Source organism: Mesorhizobium sp. M1C.F.Ca.ET.210.01.1.1 (assembly GCF_004791585.1).
Lineage (GTDB): Bacteria > Pseudomonadota > Alphaproteobacteria > Rhizobiales > Rhizobiaceae > Mesorhizobium.
The window spans coordinates 208,977-221,169 of record NZ_SRUU01000009.1; the positions used below are offsets into that span (position 1 = coordinate 208,977).

Annotated in this window: 10 protein-coding genes; 8 read left to right on the top strand and 2 right to left on the bottom strand. The window is 64.3% G+C overall.

Going from position 1 to position 12,193, the window contains the following annotated elements; genetic code table 11:
- Window positions 1-98 precede the first annotated feature (98 nt).
- Both glmU and EN853_RS13145 read right to left on the bottom strand, forming a co-directional pair.
- On the bottom strand, window positions 99-1,466 hold the full coding sequence (gene glmU, locus EN853_RS13140; protein ID WP_127860017.1) for a bifunctional UDP-N-acetylglucosamine diphosphorylase/glucosamine-1-phosphate N-acetyltransferase GlmU: 1,368 nt from the start codon (window positions 1,464-1,466) through the stop codon (window positions 99-101).
- A gap of 160 nt (window positions 1,467-1,626) precedes the next feature.
- Window positions 1,627-2,373, bottom strand: a complete 747-nt coding sequence (locus EN853_RS13145) for a cytochrome c biogenesis CcdA family protein (RefSeq protein WP_127860016.1) — start codon at window positions 2,371-2,373, stop codon at window positions 1,627-1,629.
- A 165-nt stretch (window positions 2,374-2,538) separates the two neighbouring features.
- Between EN853_RS13145 and EN853_RS13150 the strand changes: the two genes are divergently transcribed.
- The 8 genes from EN853_RS13150 to rpmG all read left to right on the top strand — a co-directional run bounded on the left by EN853_RS13150 (window position 2,539) and on the right by rpmG (window position 11,548).
- Window positions 2,539-2,916: a hypothetical protein gene (locus tag EN853_RS13150; protein WP_127860015.1), complete on the top strand. Its 378-nt coding sequence runs from the start codon at window positions 2,539-2,541 to the stop codon at window positions 2,914-2,916.
- A 311-nt stretch (window positions 2,917-3,227) separates the two neighbouring features.
- Window positions 3,228-5,795 carry a type I DNA topoisomerase gene (gene topA / locus EN853_RS13155; protein WP_127860014.1) on the top strand — a complete coding sequence of 856 codons (2,568 nt, stop codon included), beginning with the start codon at window positions 3,228-3,230 and terminating at the stop codon, window positions 5,793-5,795.
- A gap of 6 nt (window positions 5,796-5,801) precedes the next feature.
- Window positions 5,802-8,108 carry a ribonuclease R gene (gene rnr, locus EN853_RS13160; RefSeq protein ID WP_127860013.1) on the top strand — a complete coding sequence of 769 codons (2,307 nt, stop codon included), beginning with the start codon at window positions 5,802-5,804 and terminating at the stop codon, window positions 8,106-8,108.
- Window positions 8,108-8,536 (top strand): DUF983 domain-containing protein, encoded by a 429-nt coding sequence (locus EN853_RS13165; RefSeq protein WP_127860012.1) that lies wholly within the window; start codon window positions 8,108-8,110, stop codon window positions 8,534-8,536. The genes rnr and EN853_RS13165 overlap by 1 nt, the downstream gene beginning before the upstream one ends.
- Window positions 8,537-8,706: 170 nt before the next feature.
- The gene (locus EN853_RS13170; RefSeq protein ID WP_127860011.1) at window positions 8,707-9,447 is read left to right on the top strand and encodes an NUDIX hydrolase; all 741 of its coding nucleotides are present in this window, start codon (window positions 8,707-8,709) and stop codon (window positions 9,445-9,447) included.
- Between the two features lie 20 nt (window positions 9,448-9,467).
- Window positions 9,468-10,643, top strand: a complete 1,176-nt coding sequence (locus EN853_RS13175; protein WP_127860010.1) for an MFS transporter — start codon at window positions 9,468-9,470, stop codon at window positions 10,641-10,643.
- 102 nt (window positions 10,644-10,745) lie between these two features.
- The gene (locus EN853_RS13180; RefSeq protein ID WP_127860009.1) at window positions 10,746-11,204 is read left to right on the top strand and encodes a hypothetical protein; all 459 of its coding nucleotides are present in this window, start codon (window positions 10,746-10,748) and stop codon (window positions 11,202-11,204) included.
- A 176-nt stretch (window positions 11,205-11,380) separates the two neighbouring features.
- Entirely contained in the window at window positions 11,381-11,548 is a 168-nt protein-coding gene (gene rpmG / locus EN853_RS13185; protein WP_006201775.1) for a 50S ribosomal protein L33, read from the top strand.
- Window positions 11,549-12,193 lie beyond the last annotated feature (645 nt).

Below are 12,193 nucleotides of genomic sequence, written 5' to 3' on the forward strand. Positions count from 1 at the left end.
ATCCGGTTATCGCAATTGCTCGGCTTTTCGCAGTACCGGTCCCCAAATGTTCATCGCCTGCAGGAGCTGCATGGGGCGCCGAAAACGCCCTTTGACGATCATTCCGCTGCTTTTTTCTTCGCCGCGGCCGCCGAGGCGAACCGTTCGCGCAACTCTTTGCCCTTGCCGGGCAGTGTCTTCTGCCGGGCGCGGCCGAACGCGAGCGCATCGTCGGGCACGTTTTCGGTGATCACGCTGCCCGAGGCGATATAGCCGCCCTTGCCGATCGTCACCGGTGCCACCAGCGAGGAGTTCGAGCCGACAAAGGCGCCCTCGCCGATATCGGTGAAGAATTTCGAGAAGCCGTCATAGTTGCAGGTGATGGTGCCGGCGCCGATATTGGCTCCAGCGCCGACGCGCGCATCGCCGATATAGGTCAGATGGTTGACCTTGGCGCCTTCCTCGACCGTTGCCTGTTTGACCTCGCAGAAATTGCCGACCTTCGCCTTCTGCTTCAAATCCGCACCCGGCCGCAGCCGCGCGAACGGCCCGACGTCGCAATTCGAAGCGATCGCCGCCCCCTCGATATGGCTGAAAGCGTGGATCTTGGCGGCCGAGGCGATCTTGACGCCCGGACCGAACCAGACATTCGGCTCGACGATCGCGTCGGCACCGATTTCGGTGTCGTGCGAGAAATAGACCGTTTCCGGTGCAATCAGCGTCACGCCGGAAAGCATCGCCTCGCGCCGCCGACGCGCCTGCCAGATGGCTTCGGCCTCGGCGAGCTCGGCCCGGTTGTTGATGCCGAGCGCGCTCTCGAAGCTGGCCTCCGTGGCGACGACATCGAGGCCCTCCGCACCCGCGATCTCGACGATGTCGGTGAGGTAGAACTCGCCCTTGGCATTGCTGTTGCCGACCTTGTCGAGCAATCGAAGCGCGTGCTTGCCGGCCACCGCCATCATCCCGGCATTGCAGAAGCCGATCTTCTTTTCCTCTTCGGAGCAGTCTTTTTCTTCGCGGATGGCGACCAGCCGGCCGCCCTTTTCGATCAGCCGCCCATAGCCAGTCGGATTGGGCGGCCGGAAGCCGATCACCGCGACGGCGGCACCCTGCGCCAGTTTCCGCCGCGCGGCGGCCAATGCTCCCGCATCGATCAGAGGCGTGTCGCCGAACATCACGAGAATATCGTCATAACCCTTTGATATCGCTTCGCGAGCGGCGAGCACGGCATGCGCGGTGCCGAGCCGTTTCTCCTGCACGAACGTTTCCGCCTTCGGCGCGAATTTCTGCGCCGCTTTCCTCATTTCCTCGGCGCCATGGCCGATCACCAGCGCCAGCCCCGTCGCTCCAGCGGCTTCTGCCGCCTTCACCACATGCGCCACCATCGGCAGGCCGGCAATGGCATGCAGCACCTTCGGCATCGCGCTTTTCATGCGCGTGCCTTCGCCGGCGGCGAGGATGACGGACAGGCAGGATCTCTGGCTCATGAATAGGCAACCATATGAAAGGCGTTCTGAATCAATGCATGCTAGCAGCGGCGTGATGCTGCACCAATGCGGTTAAATTCCGGTGAGATGACAAGGAGCTGACTTTCAATCAGCAGTTCCACGGCCGTTCTCTGGCTCGACCGATCCCGCTTTGCCGACCCTATCCCAGCCTTCCTAGCGCTGGAAAGTTCTCCAAGAGCCAGTAGGAAGCGCTCTGCACGCCTCCGGTCAGGAAGAACACGCCGGCCACCACCAGCAGCGCGCCGATGCCCTTCTCGACGCGGCCGAGATGGACGCGGAACTTGCCGAGGAAGCGCATGAAGGCGCCGGAAAACAGCGCCGCGATCAGGAACGGGATGCCGAGGCCAAGCGAATAGGCGGCAAGCAGCAGCGCCCCCTCGCCCACCGTCTCGCGGCCGCCGGCCAGCGTCAGGATCGGCCCCAGGACCGGGCCGATGCAGGGCGTCCAGCCGAAGGCGAAGGCAAGCCCCATCACATAGGCCGCGACCATGTTGGCCGGCTTGCCCTGCGATTGGAAGCGCGCCTCGCGCGACAGAAGCGGGATGCGCAGGATGCCGAGGAAGTTCAGGCCCATGACGATGATCAGCGTGCCCGCCACCATCGCCAGCGGCTCCTGCCAGACGCGCAGCAGGCGGCCGATGGTCGAGGCGCCGGCGCCGAGCGCGACGAAGACGGTTGAGAAGCCGAGCACGAAGGCCAAAGAGGCATAGAGCAGCGCGCCGCGCGCGCCTTCCCGTGCCGTCACACCCCGATTGCCGCGGAAATCGTCGACCGAAACGCCGGCCATGTAGCAGAGGTAGGGCGGCACCAGCGGCAGCACGCAAGGCGACAGGAACGAGATCGCTCCTGCCCCGACCGCGCTGACATAGCCGATGTCCAATGCCATTTCGTCCGCCGTGATTGTGCTGGCGTCGATATAGCGATGCCGGAGCCACCCTGCCAATCACCATTGTGTGGCACGTGGTCGCCTGACTGAGGAAGAAACAGCCTTGCCAATGCGTTGACTGGACAGGCGCGCGATTGCCGCGCGCTCGTTCTCAGGGAGATTGTCATGAAATCGATCGCACTCGGATTGGCGGCACTTTTGCTCGGCACTGCCGCGTCCCATGCCGCCGAGGCGTGGAAGGAAGCCGAAGTCGGCGGCAAGAAGATCTACACCGATGCCATGGGCATGACGCTCTACACCTATGACAAGGACGACAAGGGCAAATCCAACTGCTACGACAAATGCGCCGCCAACTGGCCGCCGCTGAAGGCTGAGGCGGGCGCCAAGGCCGACGACGAATGGACGATCGTCGACCGGACCGACGGCACCAAGATGTGGGCCTATGACGGCAAGCCGGTCTACACCTTCGTCAAGGACAAGAAGGCCGGCGACATGGCCGGCGAAGGCGTCGCCGGCGTTTGGCACGTCGTCAAAGCCGACTGACACTTTCGAAGGATCGGTTGGCTGCCTGACATTTCGGCAGCCGGCCCTCCCACGGCGCCTGCCTCGACGGCCACGCTCACCCTCTCGACTCTATCGGGACGATATGGGTCCGCTGACATGCGGGCCGTCGCTTCCCAAAAAATGTGATCTTCGCCATACACTCTAAGAGTGTATCGTTCCCGGCGGGTCCGCAAATTGGTCTCTTCCCCTTGACCGATTGCAAAAGCACGGCCATGTGAGCGACGAAAAGAGTGGGATTTCGTCGTGCGCCGCGGAGTTCTTCCGCCGCCTCACAGCTGATAAGAGACCTCATGGACGTCGTCGTCGTCGAATCGCCGGCCAAGGCGAAGACAATCAACAAATATCTGGGCAAGAACTATAAGGTCCTTGCCTCGTTCGGCCATGTCCGCGATCTGCCGGCCAAGGACGGCTCGGTGCGCCCCGACGAGGATTTTGCCATGTCCTGGTCGGTCGACACCGCCTCCGGCAAGCGTCTCGCCGACATCGCCAAGGCGGTCAAGGACGCCGACGGGCTGATTCTCGCCACCGACCCGGATCGCGAGGGCGAGGCGATTTCCTGGCATGTGCTGGAAGTGCTGAGGCAGAAGCGCGCTCTGAAGGACAAGCCGGTCAGCCGCGTCGTCTTCAATGCCATCACCAAGGCTTCCGTGCTCGAGGCCATGGCAAATCCCCGCCAGATCGATGCGCCGCTGGTCGACGCCTATCTTGCCCGCCGCGCGCTCGACTATCTGGTCGGCTTCACGCTCTCGCCGGTGCTGTGGCGCAAGCTGCCGGGCGCCCGGTCCGCGGGACGTGTGCAGTCGGTGGCGCTGCGCCTGGTCTGCGACCGCGAATCCGAGATCGAGCGCTTCATCCGCGAGGAATACTGGCAGATCGCCGCCATCCTCGGCACGCCGCGCAACGACAGTTTTGAAGCCCGGCTGACCGCCTATGCCGGCAAGAAGCTGCAGAAGCTCGACATCGCCAACAAGGCGCAGGCCGACGACATCAAGGCGATGCTGGAAGGCGCGACCTTCAAGGCGCTGTCGGTCGAGGCCAAGCCCACCAAGCGCAACCCCGGCCCGCCCTTCACCACCTCGACGCTGCAGCAGGCCGCATCCTCGCGGCTCGGCTTCTCGGCAAACCGCACCATGCAGGTGGCTCAGAAGCTCTATGAAGGGATGGATGTCGGCGGCGAGACCGCCGGCCTCATCACCTACATGCGAACCGACGGCGTGCAGATGGCGCCGGAGGCGATCGAGGCCGCGCGCGACGCCATCGTCAACGAATTCGGCGCAAAATACCTGCCGGAGAAGCCGCGCTATTATTCGGTCAAGGCCAAGAACGCCCAGGAAGCGCATGAGGCGATCCGCCCAACCGACTTCAAGCGCACGCCGGCATCGGTGCGGCAATATCTCGATGCCGACCAGGCCCGCCTCTACGAGTTGATCTGGAAGCGCGCCATCGCCAGCCAAATGCAGCCGGCCGAGATCGAGCGCACCACGGTCGAGATCGAGGCGGTCAACGGCGCCCGCACCGCCGAGCTTCGCGCGGTCGGCTCGGTCGTCCGCTTCGACGGCTTCATTGCCGCCTACACCGACCAGAAGGACGAGGACGCGGAGGACGAGGAAAGCCGCCGCCTGCCCGAGATCCGCTCGGGCGAGCAGCTTGCCCGCCAGGCGATCAACGCCACCCAGCACACGACAGAGCCGCCGCCGCGCTACTCTGAGGCGTCGCTGATCAAGAAGCTGGAAGAGCTCGGCATCGGCCGCCCGTCGACCTACACGGCGATCCTGAAGACGCTGGAAGACCGCGACTACGTGACCATCGACCGCCGCAAGCTGGTGCCGCAGGCCAAGGGCCGCCTGCTCTCGGCTTTCCTCGAAAGCTTCTTCGAGCGCTATGTCGAGTACGATTTCACCGCTTCGCTCGAGGAGAAGCTCGACGAGATCTCCGACGGCAAACTCGCCTGGAAGGACGTGCTGCGCGACTTCTGGAAGGATTTTTCCGGCGCTGTCGACGACATCAAGGAACTGCGCGTCGCCGACGTGCTCGATGCCTTGAACGACGAGTTGGCGCCGCTGGTGTTCCCCGAGCGGGAAGACGGCTCGAACCCGCGCATCTGCCCGAAATGCGGCTCCGGCAACCTGTCGCTCAAGCTCGGCAAGTTCGGCGCCTTCGTCGGCTGCTCGAACTACCCCGAATGCTCCTACACCCGCCAGCTCGGCGACGCCGCCAATCCCAATGGTGAGAACGGCAACGGCGAGGATGGCGTCAAGCTGCTCGGCAAGGATCCGTACACGGCCGAGGAGATCACGCTGCGCAGCGGCCGTTTCGGCCCCTACATCCAGCGCGGCGAAGGCAAGGACGCCAAGCGCTCCAGCCTGCCCAAGGGCTGGACCGCGGAATCGATAGACCACGAGAAGGCGATCGCGCTGCTGTCGCTGCCGCGCGACGTCGGCAAGCATCCGGAGACCGGCAAGATGATCTCGGCCGGTCTTGGCCGCTACGGGCCCTTCGTGCTGCACGACGGCACCTACGCCAATCTCGAAAGCATCGAGGACGTGTTCTCGATCGGGCTCAACCGTGCCGTGTCGGTGATCGCCGAGAAGCAGCAGAAGGGCAAGGGCGGCCGCAATGGCGCCACGCCCGCGGCGCTGAAGGAGCTTGGCGACCACCCCGACGGCGGCGGCAAGATCGTGGTACGCGACGGCCGCTACGGCCCCTATGTCAATTACGGCAAGGTCAACGCGACGCTGCCGAAGGGCAAGGATCCGCAATCGGTGACGCTTGAAGAGGCAATCGCCCTGATTGCCGAGAAAGAAGCCAAGGGCGGAGGTGGCAAGAAGCCGTTCCGCAGGGCGGCGAAGAAGGGATAGCAGGACGTGGCGCGCAGGATCTCCGGAAGAAGCCACGGCGATCTGCGCAGCGCCGACACCAGGGCCAAGGTCAAGGACGACTACCGGCCCTCACGCGACGAAATCCTGCGCTATATCGCCGAAAACCCCGATCGCTCCGGAAAGCGCGAGATAGCCAAGGCCTTCGCGCTGCGCGGCGAGGACCGCATCTGGCTGAAGGACCTGCTGCGCGACCTGCAGGACGAAGGCCTGCTGACCAAGGAACGCAAGCGCCTCACCCGCGCCGGCGCCCTGCCCCATGTCGCCGTGCTCGACATTGTGGGCCGCGACGCCGACGGCGTGCTGCTGGCCAATCCGAGCGAATATACCGGCCCCGGCTCGCCGCCCGTTATCGCCATCCGGATCTCGCGCGGCGCCACCGGCCCTGTTCCCGGCATCGGCGACCGCGTGCTTGCCAAGACCTTCCCGACCGATGATCCGTCAGGCCCTGCCTATACCGGGCGGGTGATGAAGGTCTTCGAGAAGCGAAGTGAAGCCGTCCTCGGCGTCTTCCGCGTGCTGAAGGACGGGACTTTCCGCATCGAGCCGGTGGAGCGGCGCCAGCCGGAACTCATTGTCGACAAGGAATTCCAGAACGGCGCCAAAAACGGCGACCTGGTCGAGGTCGAGCCTGCGCGCGCCTCCCGCTATGGCCTGCCGCGCGCCAAAGTGCTGGCGGTGCTGGGCTCGCTGACCAGTGAGAAGGCGGTCTCGATGATCGCCATCCACGCCCATGACATTCCGCACATCTTTCCGACCGATGTGATCGCGGAGGCCGATGCCGCGAAGCCGGCGGCGCTTGCCGGCCGCGAGGACTGGCGCGACCTGCCGCTCGTCACCATCGATCCGGCCGACGCCAAGGACCATGACGACGCCGTATTCGCCACGCCAGATACGGACGCGAAGAATCCGGGCGGCGTCATCGTCACCGTGGCGATCGCCGATGTCGCGGCCTATGTCCGCTTTGGCACGCCGCTCGACCGCGAGGCGCTGAAGCGCGGCAATTCGGTCTATTTCCCGGACCGCGTCGTGCCGATGCTGCCCGAGCGCATCTCGAACGATCTCTGCTCGCTGCGCGGAGGCGAGGACCGTCCGGCCATCGCCGTGCGCATGACCTTTTCCGCCGAAGGCCGCAAGCTCAGGCATTCCTTCCATCGCATCATGATGAAGTCGGCGGCCAAGGTCGCCTACCCGCAGGCGCAGGCGGCGATCGACGGCGCGCCGGACGACAGGACAAAGCCGATCCTCGAGACGGTTCTCAGGCCGCTGTGGGACGCCTACGCCGTGCTGAAGCGCGGCCGCGATGCCCGCCAGCCGCTGGAGCTCGACCTGCCGGAACGCAAGATCCTGCTCAAGCCGGACGGCACCGTCGACCGGGTTGTCGTGCCGGAGCGCCTCGATGCCCACAAGCTGATCGAGGAATTCATGATCCAGGCCAATGTCGCGGCCGCGGAGACGCTTGAAGGCAAGAAGGAGCCGCTGGTCTACCGCATTCACGACGCGCCCTCGCTGGCCAAGCAGGAATCGCTGCGCGAATTCCTCCAGACGCTCAGCCTGTCATTGGCGCGCGGCGCGCAAATGCGGCCCAGCCAGTTCAACGGCATTCTGGAACGCGTGCGCGGCGCCGACAACGAGGCGCTGGTCAACGAAGTGGTGCTGCGCTCGCAGAGCCAGGCCGAATATTCGCCGAAGAATATCGGCCATTTCGGCCTCAACCTGAGACGCTATGCGCATTTCACCTCGCCGATCCGGCGCTATGCCGACCTGATCGTGCATCGCGGGCTGATCGCAGCGCTCGGGCTCGGTCCCGGCGGCCTGACGCAGGCCGAAGCCGACCGGCTGGAGGAAGTCGCAGCGCTGATCTCGGCCGCCGAGCGCCGCGCCATGGCCGCCGAGCGCGACACCGTCGACCGGCTGATTGCCGCTTACCTCGCCGAGCGCATCAACGACACCTTCGACGCGCGCATCTCCGGCGTCACCAAGGCGGGACTCTTTGTCCAATTGCCGCAGTATGGCGCTGATGGTTTCATCCCCGTGTCAAGTTTGAACGGCGATTACTATATCTACGACGAAACCGCTCGATCGCTGTTCGGAGAACGCACCGGCAAAGGCTATCAGCTTGCCGACCGCGTCGAGGTTCGGCTGCTCGAGGTCGCGCCGATGGCCGGCGCGATGCGTTTCGAGATGCTGAGCGACCCGAAGCCGCTGCCTGGCTCGCGACGGTCGTTCCACAAGGCCAAAGGCCGCGCCCGTGCATCGCAGTCGCGTTTCGGGCCCCGCGGCAGGAGAAGATGATGGAACAACAGGTTTTCGGCGGCGAGCATCATTCGGGCCGCGTCACGCGCCCGCTGTGGACTGCGATCAAGCGCGGCATGCTCGGCCGCTGCCCGCATTGCGGCGAAGGCAAGCTGTTCCGCGCCTTCACCAAGTCCGTCGACAAATGCAGCGTCTGCGGCGAGGAGCTTCATCACCATCGCGCCGACGACCTTCCCGCCTATCTGGTGATCGTCATCGTCGGCCACATCGTGGTTGGCGCCTTCATGACCGTGGAGGCGACCTCGACGCTTACGCTGTGGCAGCACGCGCTGATCTGGGTGCCCCTCACATTTGGTTTGGCCATCGCGCTGCTGCAGCCGATCAAGGGCGCTGTCATCGGCCTGCAATGGGCGCTCTATATGCACGGTTTCGGCGGCGAGAAGGACGAGTTTGAACTGAATCCCTAGGCCTGGAACAACTCAGCGATCGTGCAGAACGCCGTCCACTCTGACGACCTGTTTTTACGCAGTTCCGTTTTACGCAATCCCTCCGGCAGCGACCTTTCGTCCGAGGCTGGCGCAAGGCCCGAACACGCAAGCCACTTTCGCATTCGAGAAGTTTCCGCTAGGTCGAGCGCATGGAAGGAATGACCAAGGCGGATGTCGACAAGCTCGATAAAGGCTTGGCCGTGCGCGGCGGCCGGCCGCTTCGTCCGCGAGATGCCGCAACCCTGATTCTGCTCGACAGGAGCGGCAGCGACGTTCTGGTGCTGATGGGCCGGCGCCATGCCGGCCATGCCTTCATGCCCGGGAAATTCGTCTTCCCCGGCGGCCGGACTGACCCTGCCGACAGCCGCGTTCCGGTCGCTGCCCCGCTGCACGCCAAGGAAGAGGCAAGGCTTGCCAGCGGCCCTGGCCGAGCGAGCACCGCGCGGGCGCGCGCCATCGCCCTGTCGGCCATCCGCGAGACCTACGAGGAAGCCGGCCTGCTCATCGGCCGCAAAGGCCTGTTCGCGACCGCCAGGCGCGACTGGCAGGGTTTCGTCGATCACGGCGTGACGCCGTCATTGGACACTCTGCGCTTCATCGCCCGCGCCATCACTCCGCCCAACCGCGTGCGCCGTTTCGATACGCGCTTCTTCAGCGCCTGGCGCGATGACGTCGCCGTGGAATTGCCGGGTGGCGGCCCGACCAACGAGCTGGAAGAGCTCGTCTGGCTGCCGCTCGCCGAGGCCCGCAAGGCTGACATTCCCGACATCACCCGCATGATCCTGGAAGAACTGGAAAAGCGGCTCGCCCACGATCCCTTGCTGCGACCGGGCGGTGCCGTGCCGTTCTTCCGGCTCGTCCGAAACCGCTTCGTCCGCGAAGTCCTTTAGAAGCAGAGCATCCATATCCCATGACGGTCGATACCCAGCAACAGGGCGACGAACGCGTACACTGGCTGCCGATGATCGCGGCGATCTCCTCGATCAGCGTCGTCGGCATCGCCATCGGCCTCGGCATGCCGCTGCTCAGCGTCATCCTCGAAACACGCGGCCACTCGGCCTCGATGATCGGCCTCAACACGGCGGTCGCCGGCCTCGCCTCGATCGCCGGCGCGCCGCTCGCCACGCCGCTAGCCATGCGGCTCGGCGTCGCCTGGACCATGCTGTTGATGATCGCCGTTGGCGCGCTCGCCTTCGTCGGCTTCCATTTCGCGCCGGACTTCTGGATGTGGTTCCCGCTCCGCGTCGCGCTGCACATCTCGCTGACGGTGCTCTTCATCCTGTCGGAATTCTGGATCAGCACCTCGGCGCCGCCGCATCGCCGCGGCCTGGTGCTCGGCATCTACGCAACGGTGCTGTCGCTCGGCTTCGCCGCCGGCCCCTGGCTGTTCGCTCATCTCGGCTCCAGCGGCTTCCTGCCGTTCGGCGTCACCATAGTGCTGGTTATGCTGGCAGCCATTCCGGTGCTTGCGGCCCGCAACGAGAGCCCGGCAATCGTCGCTGACGGCGAGACCAGCCACTTCCTGCGCTATGTCTGGATGGTGCCGACCGCGACCTTTGCCGTGCTGGTGTTCGGGGCCGTCGAGACCGGCGGCTTCTCGCTGTTCCCGGTCTATGGCAACCGCATTGGCTATTCGGAGGCCGACGCAGCGCTGCTGCTTACCATGATCGGCCTCGGCAACGTGCTCCTGCAGATACCAATCGGCATGATCAGCGACCGCGTCTCCGACCGCCGTTACCTGCTTCTGGCCTGCGCCACGGTCGGTCTCATCGGAACCGTCTTCATGCCGCTTTTTGCCCAGAACTGGCACCTGATGGCGGCGCTGCTGTTTGTCTGGGGCGGCGTGGTCGCCGCCATGTACACGATCGGGCTTGCCCATCTCGGCTCGCAGCTCTCGGGCCACGAGCTCGCCTCCGCCAACGCTGCATTCGTGCTCTGCTACGGCGTTGGCATGGTTATCGGCCCGCAGGCGATCGGCATCGGCATGGACGCCTTCGGTCCCTCAGGCTTCGGCTGGTCGCTCGCGCTGTTCTTTGCCGCCTATATGCTCCTGGTCTGCGTCCGGCTGGTACGCAAGATCTTCTAAGGCACAGCGATGTCGCCAAGGCTTGGGTATCCTGACATCACCGTGTCAGCAGCACCCCTGCTATACCCTCGCTCCAACGCACGAAAAGTGAGGACACATCCGATGATCGACAGCGGCTTTGAAACCAAATCCCTCAGGATGGAACTGCTCCTGCTTGTCACCTTCCAGGCGCCGGCGGCCGATGTCGAGCGCATCATGGAGGCGGTGGTGGCGATCACGCCGCTGCGCATGGGCAGGTATGACGGCAACGCCTACCAGACGGCGCAGGGCATCGAGCGTTACCGGACGCTTGAAGGGGCCGCCGCGGGTGCCGAGATCGAGTTGCGCAGGCGCCCGGGCACGGTCGAGGTGTCGTTCGAGCTGCCCGACGACCAGGCGCTTGCCGCGCGCGTCGTCGAGGCCATATTCCAGGCTCACTCCTATGAGGAGCCGGTGATCCGCATCCAGCCGTTGTTGACCAGCCGTTCCAAGGGCCTCGACGACCGTGCCAATCCGAACCGTTGGTGGAACACAACCGGCGACTGGAAGAAGGCCGAATCGTTGATCCGGCAGGACGCCTGATCCGTCGGAAGCTCTGCCCCGGACAGCCCCCAGCAGCCTCCCCAGGGCGGCTTGGAGGCTACGCGGGCTTGACTTTCCGGGTGCGTTCTTTATGTGTCGCGCCAAGTTTCCCGCGTCCGGGTGTTTTCCCCGTGCTCCAGCGGCCAAAACTCCACGAACATTAACGGACGAACATCATGGCCAAAGCCGCAAACATCAAGATCAAGCTTCTGTCGACCGCCGACACCGGTTTCTTCTACGTGACCAGCAAGAACAGCCGCACCAAGACCGACAAGCTGTCGTTCCGCAAGTACGACCCGGTCGCCAAGAAGCACGTCGAGTTCAAGGAAACCAAGATCAAGTAATCTGGTTATCCTGAAATGCCAAAACGCCGCCCCTCGGGCGGCGTTTTTGTTTTCGGCAGGCGGGCTCGCAGGAAAGCGCGCGACGCGGTTTGGCGCTACCTCATGACATCATGTCTTGGAAAAGGGGGCCGGTCGGCGTTTGGCAGCGGTACGAGGAGGCCACTATGTGCCAGCGCCGGCCGGCCGACCCCACGGACCCAGGAGATGCGGCGGACCTGAGCATCATGGGGTATTTTTCGGATCGAGCCGGGCAGTCTACCCTCGTGCCGGCTTCGTGTTCGGTCTATGCAGCGCAGATTTGCGCAAGAACGTATGAAAATCAACCATTTCTTAACCACGGCTCGCGAATCGCTTGGGTTAAGGTAAATTCCTAGCCCTGCCGGGTGACTGCATATTAGCCGCCTCTACCAATGCATGTCGCTCAAAAGCGTATGGCGGTTATGAGAAAACGACACGCACCAATCGAAAGACTTAAATCGCATGGTCTAGAGCGGTTCAGCTTTTGACAGAATCGAAGAGGGATTGAACGAAGCCGCTGACGCGGCATTTGGCGGGTCGGTTTGCGGTTGAGGCTTCTGTTTTGAAGGATTGCGGCTGTTGAAGCGCAATCTTGGAACAGGAGCACTGAGATGGCCGAGTTGAGCC